At 51.5% G+C, this 21,161-nt stretch carries 13 protein-coding genes; 7 read left to right on the plus strand and 6 right to left on the minus strand.

What is annotated here, in order from left to right:
* The first annotated feature begins 351 nt into the window (after positions 1-351).
* Positions 352-3,594, plus strand: a complete 3,243-nt coding sequence (locus ACO079_RS10615) for a hypothetical protein (protein WP_421789864.1) — start codon at positions 352-354, stop codon at positions 3,592-3,594.
* Between the two features lie 51 nt (positions 3,595-3,645).
* Here the strand turns inward: ACO079_RS10615 and ACO079_RS10620 are convergent, their stop codons facing one another.
* A complete protein-coding gene (locus tag ACO079_RS10620; RefSeq protein ID WP_421789865.1) occupies positions 3,646-4,809 on the minus strand; it encodes a tyrosine-type recombinase/integrase in 1,164 nt (387 codons plus the stop codon).
* Between the two features lie 538 nt (positions 4,810-5,347).
* Here ACO079_RS10620 and ACO079_RS10625 point away from each other — a divergent pair.
* From ACO079_RS10625 to ACO079_RS10635, 3 genes are read left to right on the plus strand one after another with little or no spacing between them, the layout of a single operon-like run.
* Positions 5,348-6,583: a tyrosine-type recombinase/integrase gene (locus ACO079_RS10625; protein ID WP_421789867.1), complete on the plus strand. Its 1,236-nt coding sequence runs from the start codon at positions 5,348-5,350 to the stop codon at positions 6,581-6,583.
* Positions 6,584-6,586: 3 nt separating this feature from the next.
* On the plus strand, positions 6,587-6,799 hold the full coding sequence (locus tag ACO079_RS10630) for a helix-turn-helix transcriptional regulator (protein WP_421789868.1): 213 nt from the start codon (positions 6,587-6,589) through the stop codon (positions 6,797-6,799).
* On the plus strand, positions 6,796-7,374 hold the full coding sequence (locus ACO079_RS10635; protein WP_421789870.1) for a hypothetical protein: 579 nt from the start codon (positions 6,796-6,798) through the stop codon (positions 7,372-7,374). Before ACO079_RS10630 ends, ACO079_RS10635 begins: the two co-directional genes overlap by 4 nt.
* Positions 7,375-7,932: 558 nt before the next feature.
* Here ACO079_RS10635 and ACO079_RS10640 read toward each other — a convergent pair.
* From ACO079_RS10640 to ACO079_RS10660, 5 genes are all read right to left on the minus strand, one after another.
* Positions 7,933-9,054 carry a hypothetical protein gene (locus ACO079_RS10640; protein WP_421789871.1) on the minus strand — a complete coding sequence of 374 codons (1,122 nt, stop codon included), beginning with the start codon at positions 9,052-9,054 and terminating at the stop codon, positions 7,933-7,935.
* Positions 9,055-9,122: 68 nt separating this feature from the next.
* Positions 9,123-11,804, minus strand: coding sequence for a DEAD/DEAH box helicase (locus ACO079_RS10645; protein ID WP_421789873.1), 2,682 nt, complete (start codon positions 11,802-11,804; stop codon positions 9,123-9,125).
* Positions 11,801-13,450 (minus strand): site-specific DNA-methyltransferase, encoded by a 1,650-nt coding sequence (locus ACO079_RS10650; protein ID WP_421789875.1) that lies wholly within the window; start codon positions 13,448-13,450, stop codon positions 11,801-11,803. Before ACO079_RS10650 ends, ACO079_RS10645 begins: the two co-directional genes overlap by 4 nt.
* A complete protein-coding gene (locus ACO079_RS10655) occupies positions 13,447-15,087 on the minus strand; it encodes a site-specific DNA-methyltransferase (RefSeq protein WP_421789877.1) in 1,641 nt (546 codons plus the stop codon). The genes ACO079_RS10650 and ACO079_RS10655 overlap by 4 nt, the downstream gene beginning before the upstream one ends.
* Positions 15,088-15,126: 39 nt before the next feature.
* Positions 15,127-17,178 carry a hypothetical protein gene (locus ACO079_RS10660; protein WP_421789879.1) on the minus strand — a complete coding sequence of 684 codons (2,052 nt, stop codon included), beginning with the start codon at positions 17,176-17,178 and terminating at the stop codon, positions 15,127-15,129.
* 214 nt (positions 17,179-17,392) lie between these two features.
* Here ACO079_RS10660 and ACO079_RS10665 point away from each other — a divergent pair, with 214 nt between their 5' ends.
* From ACO079_RS10665 to ACO079_RS10675, 3 genes are read left to right on the plus strand one after another with little or no spacing between them, the layout of a single operon-like run.
* A complete protein-coding gene (locus ACO079_RS10665; RefSeq protein WP_421789881.1) occupies positions 17,393-19,657 on the plus strand; it encodes a GmrSD restriction endonuclease domain-containing protein in 2,265 nt (754 codons plus the stop codon).
* Positions 19,657-20,343, plus strand: coding sequence for a DUF6946 family protein (locus ACO079_RS10670; protein WP_421789883.1), 687 nt, complete (start codon positions 19,657-19,659; stop codon positions 20,341-20,343). Before ACO079_RS10665 ends, ACO079_RS10670 begins: the two co-directional genes overlap by 1 nt.
* Entirely contained in the window at positions 20,344-21,153 is an 810-nt protein-coding gene (locus ACO079_RS10675; RefSeq protein ID WP_421789885.1) for a hypothetical protein, read from the plus strand.
* Positions 21,154-21,161 lie beyond the last annotated feature (8 nt).

Consider the following 21,161-nt stretch of genomic DNA (forward strand, 5'->3'; position numbering starts at 1 on the left):
CGCCAGCACGGCTAGTGCAACCGGAATAAATCATGGTACCCCTACGGTACACAGCGGTAGAACTGAAACTGATACCGAGACTGCGCTGCCGTTGGCGCTAGGAGCGAAATAGAAGCCCGTAGAGAGCCTTTTGACTTCTCCTGGGCACCAAACCTTGGAACCTAAGTAACGGTAACACCAAGGCCTTCTACGACGCTTTGAACCGCTCTCGGTACACACACGGTACACGAGGGCGACGGTGTCTCCGATACCGCGCTGTGGTTGTAGTCGTAGAATCAGCTATAGAGTGATCGCTTCAGCATTGGTAAGACTGAGGCATTAGCGTTGGAATTTCTGAACAGAATAGCGGCCATGATCGCTCCCGGCAGTCTTCGCCGCGAAGCATTGGGTCGTTCCAGAAAAATACTTCAATCAAATACGCTCTGGCGCCGATATCGGTACGGCCCCGACAGAGCGCTTGTACATTGGATCGACAACTACAGGGTCACTTTCCTTCTCTTAGTCGCACTTGCTTATGGATTAACCGCTGCAATCTCATTGGTTGTCTCTGAATTGTCTTGGGGGCCGTCGACTCCGGCAAATGTCACCGACTATTTTCGAGACCTGCAATCATTGAATTTGGCTATCCTCGGTGCCCAGGCAACGTTTATTGGCTTAGTGTTCCCGATTGTAATTGCGCTCGCAGACAGCTTGTCCCGTGGAAGGGTTGGTCTCTCCGGGCGGATAAGCATTTTTCTGCGCGAAACCGAAGCTTCCGGAACGGCATTCTCCTGTGTTCTGCTGCTTATTGTGATTTTGATCCAAGCGCTTCCGATCTCACTTTTCCCTGATCGAGTGAACGCAGCATTGACATCAATAAATCTGATCTGGGCGGCATTGAACTTAGCCCTTATCGTTAGGTTTCTTGCTCAGGCGATAAAGTATCTTCAACCGTCAAACCGCCGAATGATGATCAATCGCTATGTAGCTAATACTGCATGGCGCAACATTCTCACTACAATTGAGACAAGAAGATTATTCGTCGAATTGGAAAAAAGCCTGCCGGGCGGTTTAGACGACGATTTTTCGGTGTTCGATTTTAATCGAACAGAGGGTACGAGGCAGATTTTCACTGAAAACGTCCTAGATGCGAATGTCGTGGACGTTAAACCCAGAAGGCTAAAGTCAGTTCTTCACCAAATTCACAAACAAGCGGTCAAGAAACATCCAGCTGAGCGGTTCCGAAACGCTTTCTGGATCGCTCCGGGAGATATAGTCAGGCCCAAAACAAAACTGGCATCATCGTTTCCCGGTTTAGAAATATCGACGCGCCAACAGAAAATGGTGACTCAGAGCTTCGTGCTGGTCGATGAACTCGATAGGCCTAGCGACGAGATTGAAGCGCTCTTGCGAGAGTATATCAGCGATATTCTTGTACACATTAATGCGGATGACGAGGGGCTATTCGAAGAAACAGCGGATGAAGCAATTGATCTAATTACTTTTGCGCTCGCTATCGGTAGGTCCTCGGCGCTAGAAGGCGCCCCTCAATCGGGATTCTTCAGTGCGAGAAAGTACTCATTTATTTGGATCGAAACACTTCGCCGCTTGCTTGTCCGCATTACAGAAACCGCCGTCGAACGTCCGCGCGTATTTCACCACGCCTGCTATTTCGGATACCGACTCGTTGCGCGCATTCCAGCAGACATCAGGCGTGATACCTTCACTGACGCGCTTTGGATCTCCAGCTTCCTTGGAAGCCAGCTGGCGCGGACGATAAAAAAACGGGTCGAAGTCGCAAGCCGCGCGGAAACAATTGATGGCGAGACAGTAGGGCATCTGTGGGCAGATTTTTATGGCGCTTGGGAAAGCCAGATTCAGCTATGGGCTGACCATTGCCGATCAGCGAGGGTGAGCCACAACGAAGCATTTGCAGGGTTTGACGAACACTACGGTCAGACAGTTTCTCTCGGCCTCAAAGGCGCTCTGACGGGCCACATAGATTCTGCCAGATGGACAGCCGACGGTGTCATCAAGTGGATGGGTGCAGTCGAAGACTTTAATATCCGACATTCCCATATCCTGATCCGAACGCCCTCAACACTTACGATTAGTGAGTTCCTTGCCGATGTGGATGCAAGCATCGTGAGGCATTCATTCGATATCGACACTCCCGTGCCGGAGGAAGAATTGTACCAAAAGGCACTTGAGAACTATGCCAACGACGGCGCGCTAATGTTGATGCTCCATCTCATAAAGCGAGCACGATTAGGGCACACGACCGATGCGCTGGCGGCTTCGATACGGGACCTACTACGAAATGATTCCATCGACCCTGGCTCACGTGGTGGATCAACCAGAGGCGCAGCTTCAGTCTCAGACTGGTTCGAGAGCATTCTGCGGATCGGAATGACTTGGGAAGGAGAAGGAACCTCCTACCATGCGTTACTATCCAAGCTGGGCCGCTCGTTAAATCAGATAGACGAACCTCCTCGAGTCTCAATGCGTGGGTACTCAGGCTGGGGAGGTGACGGCTTGCCTTCACTAGTACAAGAGCAAGCGCTTCTACTCATCCTGTCTGCATGTTCGACGGGAAGCGCTTCGCTGATCGGCATGGATACATCTGATCAGCTTGCAACTCTTGATTCACAAGTATCCAGGGATCAGCTGGTCCGTACTCTTGAGACTTTGAGAAACGCAATTGATCAGCAAACAGACGCCATCAATGAAGTAGTTCAAACAGTATTAGGCACTACGAACGCTGACATTGTCGCCACTCAGAAGCGGAACTTGATCGACCACATTACCTCCATTGAGCAACGTCTAAACTCTGACAGCGATAGAGCGTATTTGGAGGCCGCGTTCGATCAAGAGAAGTTAGATCAAATCAGTATTTGGTCTGGTTCCAAACTGTCTCCGGAGAATGCCGATCGATTTCCATTCTCAGCTTTCGATGAATTCTTGATTGTCGATTCGGAGCTTGTTGACGATGAGATGCGGCATACCCCATTCACTCTAAATTTGAATGGGTTCGATTTTGGCGCGCTTTCTGTGCCAAATCTCTCACCAAACATGATTGGAAATGATGCGGATTGGTGGGCCCAGCCATTACCTGAACACCTTGCGCGTCCAATTGTGGGCCAAGTTTGTCGCGAGTTGGAATTTGAAAACGTATCGGTCGATAATCCATCGGATTTGTGGCGTGCGATTTCGGATTTCTCCCAAGAAAATGATCGCACAACAGCCGACTACTACTTACTCATCCCAAGCCAAGGTAACCCACGCTGGCTGACAGAACTTTCTTGGAGGGAGAACAATATACCTGAAGGAGTGGAAATTAATCATGTGGAGGCCCAACCTTCGGGCTACCTTTTCACGATCAATGATCTCCACGTATTTGCGGGTTTCTCCCCTGCTGGTGAAATGAGACTTCTGGAAAAAGCTTGCTTTGCCAACCTTGAGTTCGTCCGGTTTGGCGAGGGCTTGGTCAATGTGTCAGCCGAGCGAAGAGAAGGTGATCCTCGAAGCGCGGACTTAGCGCTGCTAACAAGACGAAGAGTAGGGGTGACGCAGAGGCCTAGCCTAAAACTTATTTTCCAAACTCAGGCAGATTGAGTCGTACCAATTGACTTTAATCAGACCGCCAGAAAAACAGCCTGAAATTGCTCAGAAATTTGATTCAGAAACGCGCCCTAACTCCGGGGTGGACATCTCGACTGCCTCTGCAAGCTCACTTAACTCGTAGAAGTTTGCTCCATATTTTTCCGTGATGCTCAATCGTTGATGTCCAATGATAAGGCGTACGATTTCAGGCCTGATCGATGCTCTTCTCATTGCCTCCACAAAAGTATGCCTAAAGGAATAAGCGGTAAGCGCTGGACTATGGGGCACGCCCGACGCCCGAATAGCCTTGTTCAATCTTGCTGAGAGCAACTCTGTTTGGGCGCATTTAGCGGGAAACAACCAATCACCAGAGCTGGCCTCCAGTGCCAATTTGGCCGCGTCCCGCGTGTCGCCCACTATCGGAATAATCCGCTCGCTGCTGTTGGTCTTGAGCCGTCTTCGAGGGTTCGGCCGGATACGGATCAGCGGAGTTTCTGAATTCAAATCCACGTCAGCCGCCTGAAGGCCGCCAATCTCCAATGGTCGACAGCCTGTACCCTTCAGCAATCTAAGAATCAGGCCTGTCGCGTTGTCCGGTCTGACACGAGCAACCCACTTGTCGATTAGAGCAAGGTGAGACGTATGGAATGGCAGCCGCCTTAGTGGAGCCTGTTGTTTCACCTTCTGGCGAGCGAACGGATTCCGATATGGAAGGTCAAGGGTATCCAGCGCAAAATTGAATACCGCCTTTGCAGACGTAAGCCGCCTCCGGATTGTCGCTGCGCTTTGACCGCGCTCAGTTTCAAGCCAAGCCATCCATTGACGAACCGACAGGCGATCAATCTCCGCCAAAGGCCGGTCGCCGATGCACTCCAGAAATTGTTGGAACGCCGTTTCTTCGGCCTTCCCTAGTTCGCCTTCAGGCTTGTGGCGAACGTAAAGCTCAAAAGCCTCTGTGAACGTCATCAGGCTATGAGCATTGGCTTGGGCTGTTCGTCTTAGCGTCAGCGTTGTTGGAATGCCTGAGACGAGCCTGTCCAGCGCCGCGTCAGTCTGTGCGACCAGTTCCAGTACTCTGTTGCTCGCTTCACGCTCTTGGCCCACGTTTAGGCCTAGAGACAGTTTCCACTCTCGCTGACCCGCTAGCGCGTGAAGTTCATCAGGAATGCGCCGACGAAAATAAAGCCGCCCAGCGCGCGAATGTAGGTAGGATATTTTGAGTGACACCGTCGCCCTCGTGTACCGTGTGTGTACCGAGAGCGGTTCAAAGCGTCGTAGAAGGCCTTGGTGTTACCGTTACTTAGGTTCCAAGGTTTGGTGCCCAGGAGAGGCCGCACCAGTCTTGTGTCAATCCGGTTCCAATCGGTTCAATTAGACCGCAGTGCATTGAAAAAGCCGTAAATTCGAAAGTCAGATCGTATCACACATGTTCATGCTTGCCCACGCATCTGCTGGTCGCAATGATGGTCGCGCGTTGGTAACGGCAGGTTCGCTGCGCTGAATCCGGCCGCCGAGTCCGCAGTAAATGTCAGAGAATACGGATGCAATAGCAGTCAGTGTTAACACCGCAACATTTGCGTCCGATAGATAAAGAGCACGCGTCAATACTTTCATTGGAAATATAACCTTCAAGTCAACAGTATTCCTTAAGTGTAGCAATGAATAATAAAGACAAATATACTTGCAATAAATAATTGAAAAAATTATACAAATGGGCTTGACGCGAAGTCTAGCCGTAACTAATTGAGCGTCAACGGAGGCGTTGATGCTTACAGAATCCAAGATACGATCTTTATCGGTTCCGACGGAAAAGGACTTTATAAAGTATTCGGACCGCGACGGCCTTGTCGTTGTTGTCTATCGTTCCGGACGAAAGACTTTTAAGTGGAACTATAGAAGAAATGGCAGGCAGTATTCGATAACGATTGGCCAATACCCTGCGATTTCTCTGGCTGAAGCCCGGCAAATCGTCGCGGGCTTGCGCATTGCCCTTCAGCGAGGTGTTGATCCACGAACGGTTTCCGCCGGGCATAAGGTTCAGAGTGCAGGAAAGACGCTGGCCGAATATATCGATGATGAAATCGAGCTGGCCAAGCAGGACGGAATGTCAGCCAACACGATCAAGAAGCGCCAGTGGTTGAAAGACGAATTTGATCAGGCCCTGCTGGCTGAACCGATCAAGAACATCGAACCGAAGCAATTTGTCGCCCAGATAAAGAAATTCATTGCCAAGGGACACCGGGACAAGGCCCGTCGCGCGGCGGGGCTTTTGAAACGGTCCTGCAGGATTGCTGTCCTTGAAGGCGAAGTTCCGACCAACGCCGCCGCAGAATTGGGATTAATTCTACCAAAGGCAGAGCACGTTCATCATCCGGCGATCATCGATCATGCGGCCCTTCCAGACCTACTGGCGTCGGTGGCGCGTCGGTCTGGTTCGGAATCCATAAGCATGGCGCTTACTGTTCAACCGCACGCTTTCCTTCGACCCTCGGAACTTCGTAAGGGGCGATGGGATGAAGTAGACTTCGCGAATGCTGAATGGGTAATTCCAGCTGCACGCATGAAAATGAAACGTGACCATGTAGTGCCGCTTTCCGTATCCGTTTATGCGCTACTTGAAACACATCGGGCCAAGACTGACAGCGAATGGATGTTTCCGGCTTGGAGTGATCCTGATCGCCCGATTTCCGAGAATGGAATGAACCAAGCGCTTTGGCGGCTCGGATACAAAGGCGTGATGACCGCACACGGATTCAGGTCAACTGCGTCCACCTTGCTGAACGAGATGAATTGGAACTGGGACTGGATAGAAATCCAGTTGTCGCACGAGCCAAACAATTCCGTTCGCGGAGCATACAATCGAGCCCGCTATCTTGACGGCCGCAGGTCAATGATGAACCGATGGTCAGCCTTCATTGATCAGCTGACCGATTATGGGTTGGGCAAATCAACTACTCTTCCGAATCCAATGGATTTCGGCCCCGTAGGGAACAGGGGGTAAGGGATGTCCATCAATGATAGCCTTCGCATGCCGATCACCTATCTGCTCTCCCCGCGGGAAGTGGAAAAAATGATGGATGTCAGCAGGTCGACCCTGCAACGGCTCCGCAAGGAGCCCGGCTTCCCTGAGCCCGTTTACATCACAGAACGAACGATCCGCTTCTACCCCGACGAGATCACGGCGTTCATCGAAGCACGTAAAGGGGTGCGATCATGAAGGGGCGAGAATTCCTGAAGCGAAGAGATGCGCGCCACGATCTGAAGCAATGGTCGGATCATCGCGCGCATGCGGAAAAGACATTCAATTCGAATGTTAAGTCCGATCATGCGTTTCTGGTTTCCATCGGATTTCACAAAGGCCTTGCATATGAAAAAGGCCAAGCGGTGCGAGAAACGCTCCATCCGCTTATACATAATTCATTGGACCACTGCTGGAACGCCGTGAACGAGACCGTTCTTGGCAAGCGATCCTTCCATAAATACGCAGGAAGCAAGGCGGGCCTAGGCAGGGGGTTGTTCTGCATTGAAACCCGCTCAAAGGACGGCCAGCGATATGTCGGTCCGCACATTCACGGCGTATTCTTTGCGAACGGAACCCGGCAAATCCAGCCGCAAAAAACCAAGACCGATGCCGAGCAAAAACTGACACGGATGTTCAGGAAAATCTGGTCAAACGTGAACGTGGATGTTTGTCATCTTCCGGCTGAATCTGACCGGAAAAAAGCGGTCAATTACGCGACGAAGGAACCCGGCGCGTATGCCACCACCAGTTTCCGGGAGGGGCTTTTCTAAGGCCATAGAAACCCTCCCGGATTGGCGCGCTGCACGGCCATGTAGTGTGTCCAATCGCACCGTCTGCAGCGGTGCAATCGACCCTATGGCTATAGGGTAAAGCCCTAACTTATTGCAAAAGTTAGGTTATTCCGGACGGCTGATAGCTTCCGGCGCAGGAAGCGTGCGTGCGGGTCTGTAAGGATAGCACGCGTCAGCCATTGGAATCCTCCGTTTCTCTTCACGCGCCGAGCCCGTGAAGTTTGTTTCCTATGGAAGAAAGGAAATAGATCATGTTTCCTCCCTTTACCCTTCATCCTGATCTGTTCGAAATAGACACAGATGTAGGCAATCATCTACATCAGTTTTTCAGTGAGAAATGCTGCAAGATTATCCCCTATGGGAAAGGTCAATTCTGTGCCCGATACCAAGGGTTCATGGTGACCCGATACCACATTGGACCGGAAGGCAATCATGTTATCGAGCTGATCCAGCCAGATCATGTTTCACCCGTGAAGGGCTTTGAATCAGTATCCAGTGAAACCTTCCATGCGAGGACAATTGAACATTTCATGCGTATCAAGCCGATGCTGGCTTCCCATCTGCAACATGCTGTTCGTCTGATCGGCTGATGGCGGTTGCGTCAGGCCCCCGCAAGCCAACATCAATCAGGTCATTGATCTTTGAATAAAGGTTCTCATCCGGTTCTGACCCACGGGTATATCCCAGCCGGTTAAGACGGCGGTCCAGTTCCGATGGCCAGTCATCGACGAACCTGCTTTCGTCGCGAATTCCAGCCTTCTTGAAAACGGCTACAATTTCATCCCGGTCACATTCCGGAACCGGATTGTTATCTTGCGCACTCATATGGTCGATTACTGGATTGCATCCGATGCGTGGTGAAATCGATACCACAACCTTTTCGCTGCCATTGAAAAGATAGAAGGCCTGTTCACCAGAAAGCGCTTCGCCAAGAAGGTTCCGAAGGCACAAACGCATTTCAATTCCGAAGGACCGCAGTTCATCGATAGAATGAATGGCTGCAATCCGGGGGTCATCAATCTGCGGCGGAATGGGAAACTGAACACACCTGTCCAGAAAGAATGATGACGCCTTGCTCCAGAAGTCCTTCTCGCTGCTTGCTGAAGACAACTTCGACAACAAAGCAGAAGCCTTCTCACCGTCGGCCGAAGCAATCCGGGCCAGAATGTTGGCATCATCTTCGTTGTGAACGTGTCGGATGATGGCTTCGACCCTGAAAGGCTGTGGCAAGGCATGCAGGATGGTCACCAACCGCGGTGAAATCACCGCCTGATGCTTCATCACCTTCAGGCTGTTCGGGCATTCAAGGATGTCTGAAAGAAGCCTGTATTGGCGCTTCGTCCACATTGGCAGCGATAGTGATTTCAGAACGCTGCGATTATTCGCGTCGAAGCGGGGATCAGCAAATTCGGCCCCGGCCTTCCAGCAATACGTCGTATCGAATGCCACGCGTGCGTTACGGTTGCTGGCTATCACGTTGGCGATCACCATGCCCGCTATGTGCATCCACGGCGAAGACCGTTCCAGAAAGCCGGTATGCGGGAAAGGCCAATGCACGGCAATTTCACAAGCGAGATCGCCAGCCAGCAATGCCAATGCATGGGAAACCCGAACAGGTTTCTTAGTTGAACTTGAATTTTGATGAATGATGTCGGTCAAGGTGTCCTCTTCGCCGACATCTTCCCATATACGGTAAATGTGTCAGAAATATGTTCAATATCAATAATTTAGCGAACTATTCCCTTCAGCCCAGCCAACGTTGAATTCTCTTTGATCTCGTCATCGGCGATCATCAGATAAGCCCATCGCTTTCCATCTACGTCGTCTGCGTGATCATTGGCGTATTCGACCCATTTCTGTGCGGCACGGGCCTTGGCCTGAACCAATTCGTCATCCAGTTCATTCCGGGCCTTCACTTCAACGATCAGTTTCTCCGTGTCGGTCTCAATGACAAAGTCGGGTTCATATCCCCGGCCGGACAGGTATTCGATCTGGAACTGTTTTGCGGCGGGTTTGATCCAGCTGATCACCGATGGTTCGTGGTCGGAATCGATTAAAACGGCAAAGCGCCGTTCAGCATCGGAATCAAACTTCTGGATCGGATAACCGCACTTCTTGAAGCCCCCGAACAGATACTTCTTGGTGTCTGACTTCGGCGTGATCGGTTTCCTGAAATCCTTCTTGCGGTCCTGCTGGGTGGCATTGAAGGCCTGTGCTTCCAATGACCGGAAACCTTTCGTCACACGGGCCCGATAATCGGTTGGCGTTTCCCAGTAATGTTCTTTCATTTGCTGGAAGATCAGGTCTGCAATGGCCTTGCCATGACCCAGCGCGACATTCTCGACATCATCTTCATCATCCAGATAGGACCGGAGATGGTCGATCATCTGCCCCGCCAGCTTGTAAAGCAGGTCAGCCTGCGTGTCGTAATCGACCTCGTCATGTTCGATCAGATACCGGACCAGATAATTCTCAAGCCGTTCCTCGGTCGGACCATCAATGTTGCGGGCAAGGGACCGCTGGGTTTCAGTCCTGATATTCCTGATCAGAATACTGTCACCGATGGGCTGCCATCTTTTGTCAGCCAGACCGGATAGATCGAAATCGTTGAAGCCGAAAGTCACATCCCGTGTGGGGATGACAACAATTTCCGGAATCTCGATGGTGTGTTTGATGATGGCTTCAAGAACAGCATCCGTGATCTTTCTCGCATCGGGCTCATCATCCATCTGGTCCACCAGATCGCGTGAACTGCGGATATGGCGTTCAACCTCGTGCTGGATTTCCATCTTCCGTTCAGGGTCGCAAAGGTCCTTGATCGACTGGACTTTGCTTTCCTGCCGTTGAATGGCCCTTATCGCCGCTCGTGCAGCCTGTTGTTCGGCATCTGTCGTGAACAGGGGTGTTTGCTTCGGTTCCTCGACACCTTCCGCTTCATCGATTCCCGGGGCCGTGCCGAAGATAATGCTTTCAGCCTTGCTGGGGGCTTCAACCACGCGTGCCTTCCGGTTGCCGACATCATCCCGGTTGATCTTTATCTGCTTCAGCTGAACGACGGACTGGTCCTCGCGGGCCTTTTGGATGACCTCGTCAAAACGGTCATGGGCAATCACCGTCAGCGTATCGACGGCTTCATCCCCGGTTCTTTCCCCATATGGCAAACGGAGGCCGCGGCCCAAGGTTTGTTCCGTCAGGATATCCGATGCAGACGCCCGTAAGGGCACGATGGTGTAGAGATTGGTCACGTCCCAGCCTTCTTTCAGCTTGTTGACGTGAATCACGATCTCGGTGCGATTGTCCGTTTCCAGCCCTACCAGACGTTCAACGGCTTCATCGCTTTCCTCACCCTTCGTGTTGGAATGCACTTCGGCCACGCGGTCCTTGTATCGGCCTGCAAAGAAGTCATCGCTTTCGATCTTCTGCCGCAGTTCTGATGCATGTGTGGTGTCCTGTGCCACAACAAGGATGAAGGGATGGACCAAGGGTCTTCCGGATTCCCGGTGATAGACATCCAGCTGGGCCTTCAGGTTCTCGTGAACGTGCACGGCATCTTCCAGCATCATCTGTTCGATCTGGTCGGCCGAGAAGTCTTCTTTCCGGAAATCTGCCCGTGTTGCGACGGCTGGTTCTTTCACATAGCCATCGGCCATCGCGTTCCCGAGGCCATAATCAAAGATCACATTCTGGAAGGGGGTTGATCTGGCACCTACTGTCTTCGGGGTTGCCGTCATTTCAATGCCGAGAACCGGTTTCAGTTCAGCAACGGCATTCATCCCAGCCTTCGCCCGGTAACGATGGGCTTCATCCATCATCAGGACCAGATCGGGCAGTTCAGCCAGATAATCGAAATATGACTGACCGATATATTCGTGCAGACGCTTAACCTTCCCCTTGTCCTTGTTGATCTTGTCGACATTGAAGATGTTGATGACGGCATCCCCCCCGAACAGGTCATGCATCTTCACGCCGCGGCCTTCCTGCCATGTATCACCGGTCACAATGATCGGCGGCTGTTGGGCGAATTGGGAAATGCCCTTGAACACGTATTTCGGGGATGACGGGTTCGAGAAGTCATCGATCAGCTTCTCATATATCGTCGTGTTGGGGGCCAGAATGAAGAAGTTCTTTGATCGCCCACTTAGGAACAGGAAGGCGCACATCGCGCCCATAAGCCGGGTCTTTCCAACGCCGGTTGCAAGGGCGAAACAAAGCGACGGGAAGTTCCGTTCAAAGTCATGCACGGTTTCATATTCGGCCTGAATGGCGGCAAGCGCGGCATCCAGATCAACATCCTTGGCCAATTCAATCCGGTTCACGACATCACACAGGATTTCAAGCGACCTTTCCTGTGGTTTGCGCAAGGACAAGCGCTGGCTGATCTGGCGGAGCAGTTTGTCGTCGGAAATCATTCGGGGGCTCCTTCAGCATCAGCGAACAACGGCAGGTCGGCATCGGGATCATCCGGTTCCGCCATGGGCAGGTTGGAGACATTCAGGCTGTAATCATCGCGGCCCCATTCGCACTTGCGAAGAATGGTCTGCGGGATTTTCACAATGGTCAGATTGTCGAACTTGTCGGCTTCGGCCTTGAACGCCTTGCAGCAGATCAACAGGGACCGGTCTGGACCGACATCATCAGATATCTTGGTCAGGGCAGCATGGGTCAGGGACTGGGTAGTAACGTAGATGAAGTCCGTTTCCGTTGAATGCCCGTGCTTCCAGTATTCTTCCGGATTATCGCTGGGCGCATAAGTGAAGCCCATATGCTTGCACATGGCTTCGGTCAGCATTTCTGGGTGATATTCCTTCGAAATTACCCAGTTTCCATACTTGTCCTGTTCCAGCAGGGATGGGGCCAGATTGAAGTAGCGGAAACCACCGCCGCCTTTCCATTGAACGGCTTCAGTGATGCCGCCGGGATCGTCCCCGTCGATCACCTTCTTCATCCGCGGAACGATATGGGTGTGACAATGATCATGTAGTTCAACCATGATCCATTTGCGGCCCATCTTATGGGCAACGGCACCCGTTGTTCCTGAACCGGCAAAGGAATCCAAAACCAGATCACCGGGGTTGGTCGCGATAGTAAGGGCGCGCTCTATTAGCTTCTCCGGCTTTGGCGTGGAGAAAGGGTTCTCCGGAAACAATCTAAGTTGCTCGCGCTTAGCGTCCTGATTGTGGCCGACTTCTTCCCATAGCCAGACAGAATCTGGCTTACGTCCCTTATCCTTCAAAAACCTTTTGAAGCGTGGAACCGAGTTCTGCCCATCCTTGCCCCACCAAATGAGTCCATCAGCAACATGCTGTTTGAATGCATCTTCGCCATAACCCCATACACGGGTTTTTTTGGGCCAAATCACCTCGCCCGTATGCGGATTTTTTATAGGATAGTAAAGATTTGGGCGCTCATCGGCGCTCTTGTTGCAGGTATAATTATCTGACATCCATGGGCCGCGCGGGTCATTATCAATGTTTTTATATGATTTATTCGATTTTTCATTTCTTGGAATTGGGTTTGCCCTGAACAGCTCTTTATTCTTCGAATACAAAAGAATGTGATCGTGATTTTGACTTATATAAAGAGCGTCGTTCGACGGCGCATACCGTTTTTGCCAAGTGATGTCGGAAAGGAAGTTTTGCCGACCAAATAATTCATCACATAAAACCTTCAGATAGTGTGCTTCGTTATCGTCGATGGTAATCCAAATTGAACCGTCATCTCGTAGCAGCCGCTTCATGACAGCAAGCCGCTCGTAAAGCAGGTCCAGCCAAATTGAGTGTTCCAAGCCGTCGTCGTAATGGGAGAAAGCGCTCCCGGTATTGTAAGGCGGGTCAATGAAGATGCATTTCACTTTGCCCGCGTATTCCTGTTCCAGCGCTTTCAGGGCGAGAAGATTGTCTCCATGGATCAGGACATTATCGAAAATGTCGGAATCGGATTGGCGTTCACTGGCGTGATATGACTTCTCCGGGTCCTCGATCAGGATGCGGGGTTCCAGCTTCGGCCGGTCATTCTTCCCGATCCATGTCAGTTCCAGTTTCGTCTTGATGGTCATCCCGCATTCTCCGGTTCCGAGAACAGGGGAAGGTCGGCATCGGGGTCATCCGGTTCCGCCATGGGCAGGTTGGAGACATTCAGGCTGTAATCATCGCGGCCCCATTCGCACTTGCGAAGAATGGTCTGCGGGATTTTCACAATGGTCAGATTGTCGAACTTGTCGGCTTCGGCCTTGAACGCCTTGCAGCAGATCAACAGGGACCGGTCTGGACCGACATCATCAGATATCTTGGTCAGGGCAGCATGGGTCAGGGACTGGGTAGTAACGTAGATGAAGTCCGTTTCCGTTGAATGCCCGTGCTTCCAGTATTCTTCCGGATTATCGCTGGGAGCATAGGTAAAGCCCATATGCTTGCACATGGCTTCGGCCAGCATTTCAGGCCGGTATTCCTTGGAGATCACCCAGTTTCCATACTTGTCCTGTTCCAGCAGAGATGGCGCCAGATTGAAGTAACGGAAGCCACCACCGCCTTTCCAGTTCACCGCATCCGTGATGCCGCCGGGATCATCACTGTCGATCACCTTCTTCATTCGTGGAACGATGTGGGTATGACAATGGTCATGCAGTTCAACCATGATCCATTTGCGGCCCATCTTGTGGGCAACAGCACCGGTTGTTCCTGAACCGGCAAACGAGTCCAGAACCAGATCGCCGGGGTCAGTGGAGACATTGAGAATTTTCTGTATGAGCCTTTCCGGCTTAGGTGTCCTAAAAAGTTCTGACGTAGGCGTTCCCGGAAATAACTTTTTTAGCTCGTATTTTGCCTGTCGGTTGTGTCCTGTGTCTTCGATGTCGTGCCAAAGCGAGGATGGTGACAAACCTTTCTGATCAGCTAGATAGGTCTTTCGCATGATGCGTTTTCCATCATCGACAAATACGATTTCTCCGCTTTCGATCATTTCCGTCATTCGTTCTTTTCCCCAACGCCATCCATTGGCCGGTGGTTCAACAATGTGCCCTTGTGGCGATGTGATCTCGTAACGAAGATTTGCTCGCGGATTGGGTGATGACAAATTGCCTTGAAACCAAGGCCCCCGCGGGTCGTTGTCGGGGTTCTTGTAGTGTGCGTTTGCGGCTTCAGTTCGAGCTAGTTCGCGGGAACGCCAACCTTCCGATGCCGAATAAACAAGTATAGTATTGTGGTCTATTGAAAATTGTTTTGCGTCATTATTTGACGAATCTGCCGACCTCCAACACACCGAAGCTACGAAGCAATTACGCCCAAATATTTCGTCCATCAATACTTTAAGGTAGTGCACTTCGTTGTCATCAAGATGGACCCAGATAACGCCTTCATCATTCAACAGGCTCTTCAGGAGCAAAAGGCGATCACGCATTAGCGAAAGCCAGATAGAGCTTTCCAGCCCATCATCGTAGTGTTCAAAGGCCTGACCGGTATTGAAAGGAGGATCGATGTATATGCATTTCACCTTGCCCGCGTATTCCTGTTCCAGCGCTTTCAGGGCGAGAAGATTGTCTCCATGGATCAGGACATTATCGAAAATGTCGGAATCGGATTGGCGTTCACTGGCGTGATATGACTTCTCCGGGTCCTCGATCAGGATGCGGGGTTCCAGCTTCGGCCGGTCATTCTTCCCGATCCATGTCAGTTCCAGCTTCGTCTTCTCCGCCATGCGTCTTGTCTCTTCCCGTGATCCGCCCTGATCACATGCCTATACCATGCGTTGCGGCCGCAGCTTCATCATGTCTTTCACGAAGGCAATGATCAGCGGGTCGATTTCAACAGTGTCAGTGGGAATGCGGGCGTCACCGGGCCGGTAGAAACGACCATCTTTATCGATCCTGAATGATAAAAGTTCATCAGGACTCTTCTCCATCATGCGGCAAAGCTCAAACGCAGCCTTTGCCGCGGCCAATTCCCGCTTATCTTGGAGTGAAAATGGGCCAACAATTTCATTACCAGCAGCCCTTGCCTTCTTCTCCGCGAGTGCTTTCAGTTCACGTGCGGCATCCCGTTCGAGAATCCGTTGGAATTCTTCTTCATCGAATTCATCGGTGTCTGGAATCTTTGCGGTTTCGGTATTGGAACGCCTAGATGCCTCCAGCTCCCGTTTGGCATCGACTTCCTGCAGCCGGTGAAATTCTGTTTCTTCAATGATCGTCGTCGTTTCTGCTGGCGCCCCTTGGTCGCCATCATTGGCTGAGAACAACATATCTTGGTCCAGCTGGTCTTCCCCACCATAACAAGCAGACCCTTCGAGGACCGTTTTTGCCAAACGAATGATTTCATCACCGACAGGAATTATTCCGGCGCGATCTGATATTTTTTCGAAATGAATAGGATCGATCACATCATAAGTAACCGAATACGTCCCACCATACAGTTTTTTGGGGTTCACTGCATTGTTGATGCAATAATTTAAAATCACATCTATCAATGGTTTTATGAATTCTGCGTCCTCACCGCTTCTTGGATTGCCATCCACCACGTTCGAGACTCGATCAATTATGTAAGAAGGTGTTGGGACTCGAGCATCCTGAAGAATGTCGCGATCTGGTAAGTATAGACGGTCTATCAACCGCTTTCGAAGAAAATAGCCGCGAAAAGACTGTGGATCAACATTAAGGCCCAAACAATAGTTTGCGAATCCAATCGCGGCTTCGATTGCAAGGTGGGGGCCCGTTACACAGGTGGTCCATAAAACTATATCTTCTGTCCAAGCGCCATACTTCCAGAAGAAATCATGTTCGGGTGCCCGCAACTCATTCAATATTTGAGTAATAGACCGATACATCTTTGAGTAATCAAAGTCGCCGTAAATCCGGATTACTTTGTCACGTGATGGTTCAACTGAATGCCCGGCAATATGGTCAATTTCGGTCGGCACTGTGAAAGCGGTAGCTTTCAGTTCTGTCGAGTTGGCTTCGTTTAGGTAGTGTTCCAAATCCACCATTGGCCAATAAACGGTCTCATTAGACGCCTTAAGACACGCGGCCCGGTAAATGTGACCATCAATACTTGTCGGATTTACCTCAACCGGTGGAATTAAGTGTCGCGGGACAAAATCACGGAATCTCCTCGACCGATGATTCCGAACCCGGAAGTAGACGGTAAACAGCTCTTCCAGTTCGCCTTCATAACCCATGGACGACAAGGCCAGCTCTTCCACTTCATCAACCGTTCGACGGGCCTTACGCATTCTTTCCAAGAATATCGGCGGCAATTGTTCCGCCATGTGCTTCAGCCGGGCTTTCTTGTTTTCCAGATTAGGCCAGTCAGCCCGGCGCAATTGATCACGCAGCTGGCGGCGAATGACCTTCAACTTACCATCTATCTGCCGGTTCAACCGGTCCAGCGCCTTCTCGTGTTGCCGGACAATCTGATCTGCATCGGCATGGGCTTGATCCAGAATTTGTTGGCAATAGCGGTCGCACCGGCCAAGAAAATCCCAGTAATACCCGTCAATCAGTTCATCGAGATCATCTTCCGGGGGCAGGTGTTCCACTTCCATCGGCGCGGATGTTGGCATCGCTGTCAGGAATGAAGACGGGAAGCTTTTCAGCGTGAACCCGTCATCCGTGATGCAAGCGAACAGGGTTTCGGACCATGACTGCACCGGTGTATCCAGCCGGACCCTGACGGCTTTCAGCCATCCGGATTGGCGAAGGAAAAACCTTCGGAACCTTCTTGGACCTTCGTATCCGTCGATGAACAGGTCCAAGGCGAATGGATATCCGTGTTCCAGCTTCCCCTCGGTCAACATGAAAGACAGCCCTAGTTGGTCCGGCAGCCCGCATGGTGCGGTCCGTATGTTGGGTCAAATGAGAAACTGTTGCATTCCCTGAACGTCATGCTGCAACGATTACACGATCAGGTGGAATTCGCCAGCTAAACCGAAATAGGCAATATTCCCGATTGCCCTTCCCTTACATGCGAATAGCGGTCTAACCTGACGGTGTATTGCGGGGAGATATTCAATGAGCACGGTATACCGGAAGGTCGATCCAACACTTCGGGGGCTGATCGACCAGATCGAATCTGGGGACATTGGCCTTCCTGACCTTCAGCGGCCCTTTGTCTGGCCGAATGTGAAAGTCCGGAACTTGTTCGACTCCATGTATCGAGGCTTCCCGGTTGGATACCTTCTTTTCTGGGAGCCTGCTGAAGTCACATCGTCAAAGGCTATTGGCGAAGATGCCAAGCAACGACCAGCCCGATTATTGATCGTCGACGGGCAACAAAGACTGACATCGCTTTATGCCGTCATGACCGGAACATCCGTTATCCGGAAGAACTATAAGGCGGAGAATATCGAGATCGCCTTTGACCCGCTGAACGAGAAGTTTGAAGTCGCCGATGCCGCAATCCGCCGTGATCCTCGTTACATCCCTAACATTTCCATTCTGTGGGCACCCGATGCGAACATCTTTGAACTGGCTGGCGATCATATCGAAAAGTTGAATTCCGTTCAGGAGCTATCTCCTGTTGAAAAGAAGAGAATTCAAGACTCGATCATGCGGTTGAGTCAGCTGGATAAGTATCCCTTTACCGCCTTGGAATTGTCAGCATCCGTTGACGAAGAAGCGGTTTCCGATGTTTTTGTTCGCATCAACTCAGAAGGTAAGAAGCTCAATCAGGCTGACTTCATTCTGACCCTGATGTCGGTCTTCTGGGATAAAGGCCGGGCTGAACTGGAGAAGTTCTGTGCAGCGGCCCGCCAGCCAAGCACGAGCGGACCATCACCGTATAATGCCTTTATCGAACCTGACCCGGATCAGCTTCTTCGTGTTTGTGTTGGTGTCGCCTTTCGTCGTGCACGTTTGAAGTCGGTCTATTCGCTTCTCCGTGGCAAGAACGTAGCGACAGATGAATTCGACAGGGATGCGTCTGAACAGCAATTCGACATTCTCAAGGAAGCGCAGGCCAAGGTCCTGAACCTGCAATACTGGCACGACTTTCTGAAAGCTGTGCGCGAAGCCGGGTTCAGAAGCGCGAAGATGATCACGTCAAAGAACAGCCTGATCTTCGCATACATTCTCTACCTGATCGGCAAGACCGAATTCCGTGTCGATGAACGCGAACTGCGCAAGTTGATTGCCGCGTGGTTCTTCATGAGTTCGTTGACCGCGCGGTATTCCAGTTCGCCGGAATCCCAGATGGAATCTGATCTGGCACGGCTTCGTCAGGTCGAGACAGCGGAACAGTTCGCAGCATTCGTGGAAAGCGTATTCCGTGTGACGCTTACCGGTGACTTCTTCACCACGAACTTGCCGTCCGATCTTGCCACTTCGTCTTCCCGCAGCCCGTCGCAATATGCCTATTTCGCTTCGCTGAACATCCTCGATGCGACGGCACTCTATTCAGACCAGAAAACGTCTGACCTTTTCGATGCGGGCGTGAAGGCACCGCGTGCGGCTTCCGAACTGCATCATCTGTTTCCGAAGGACTATCTCGACTCCATCGGCATTACCGATAACCGGGAAAAGAACCAGATCGCCAACTTTGCCATCGTCGAATGGCATGACAATTCCGGCATGGGAAACAAGGCACCATCTGACTATGCGCCAAAGTTTGAAGACAGCATCGAGTCGAAGAAGCTTCAGCAGATGTATTACTGGCATGCCCTGCCGGATGGCTGGTTCCGGATGGACTATCAAAGCTTCTTGCAGAAGCGCCGGGAGCTGATCGCCGAAGTTATACGAGACGCCTTCAACAAGCTTCGGGGCGGTGAATCGTTATCGGACGAAACACGGACAACCGAAGAACTGGCTGAACTGATCAGCGACGGGGAAACATCAACCACCGAATTCAAATCCACTCTGCGGGTGAACCTTCACACCAACGAGAATGATCAGCGGATGGAATTGGGGGTTTTGAAAACCATTGCCGGGTTCATCAATTCCCGGGGTGGGGGTTCTCTTGTGATCGGCGTTGCCGATGATGGCTCGCCAGTAGGAATTGATGCCGACAAGTTCCCGAATGAAGACAAGATGTATCTCCATTTGATCAACCTGATCCGAGACCGGATCGGGGCGGATTACATGCTCTACATCCACCCCCGGTTCGATGATTACGAAGACACGCGCGTCTTGTGCGTCGATTGCGATCCGGGCCGTTCGCCGGTCTATGTGAAAGATGGCAAGGAACATCGTTTCTACGTGCGAACCGGTGCTGCAACAGCCGAACTATCCGGCCGCGAAGCTCAGGAATTCATTCGTCAGCGTTTCTCCGGTGGTGCTTGATGCCTGCCGAAACGCAAAAGAGGATTCTTGTTCCCACACTCGATCCCGAAAGCTGGAAGCGATTGCTGGGAAAACCCGATCTTCACTGGAAACCGGGCCGTTCTGCGATGATGGTTGCGGAACAATGGGAGTCTCATGCCGGACTGCCTGACAGTGTCTCCGCCATTCTGGCGGCGAATGGATTCGATGACCCAGAGCTTCTTCTCGCCGTGCCCGAATGGAAAACCAGCCTTCCTGATGGTTATAAGCCGACACAGACCGACGTATTCGCCCTTGTCCGCTGTGAAAGCGGTGTCATCGCGCTTTGCGTTGAAGCGAAGGTCCGAGAACCCTTCGGAAAGCTCATAGGTCAATGGTTACAGGAAACTTCAGCAGCAGGGGGCAAAAGACTGGATGACCTGCTTCAGATCATCGGCGCAACAGAGTCTCTACCTCACCATTTGCGATATCAATTGGTTCACCGCACAGCAGCGGCGTGCATCGAAGCCGAACGGTTCAACGCCGCTGCTGCAGTCATGGTTGTTCAGTCATTCTCGAATCAAGATGCAGGCTTCAATGACTTTTCCGAGTTCTTCCGTTGGCTGGGCGTCAATGATGTTCGCCCCGATGAACTGTTTCAGGTTCCGGCCAAACACGGCATTCCGCTTTACGTGGGTTGGATTTCAGAGGGCGGAGGAAACGATTAGATGGTGAAAACAATCAAGGAAGGACGTCTGGGAAAATACACCCTGCGGATCGTTGAGACAGCCAAGGGCTTGCAGGGCATCGCTTTCATTGATGCCAAGACCCGCTCCGCCATTTTGTCCGGCGATGATGTCGATGAATTGTGGGAACGTCTGGTCGTCGAGACCGGCAAACAATCAGCTGAGTATTTCGGCTACAATGGCGCCATCAACCGGTTCCGGGAAATCTTCCCTCAAGGCTTTGCGGACCCCCGATATCAGTCAAAGGAGCGCGACTACAAGATCGCCGCAATGGAAAAACTGAAGTCTGTCGCACCCCTTGAAAAGGCATTGTCAGGCGATGTCGATCCGGAAGCCGTCCTGAAAGCCGTTCACACCAATCTGCTATTCAAATCGGAGTCCATAACCCTGCGGGACATTCTTCGCAGCAAACGGGGGCGAGATTTCATCTCTGCTGCAGCGGCAATGACCGCAGGTGATGTTGCTGCCGGATTATCAAAGATGACAGCGATAGCAATCGATATTGATCGCAAGTCATGGCCGCTGGTTACCTATCTGCCTTTCCTTTGGAAACCAGATGAACACATGTTCCTGAAGCCAACGGTCGCCACGGGATTTGCTGACAGGGTCGGAAACAGGTTTGCCCATGATTATTCGTCCGATATCGGGGCTGACGTGTATGAAGGCCTTATCGATCTGACGAATGAGACGAAGGCAGAAATATCAGCATTGAAACCTGCCGATAATGTCGATGTCCAAAGCTTCATCTGGGCGGTCGCCAAATACACAGATGCAGATATCGCCGAGGACTAGGCATGCCA

The sequence above is a fragment of the Hyphobacterium sp. genome, assembly GCF_965228115.1.
Lineage (GTDB): Bacteria > Pseudomonadota > Alphaproteobacteria > Caulobacterales > Maricaulaceae > Hyphobacterium.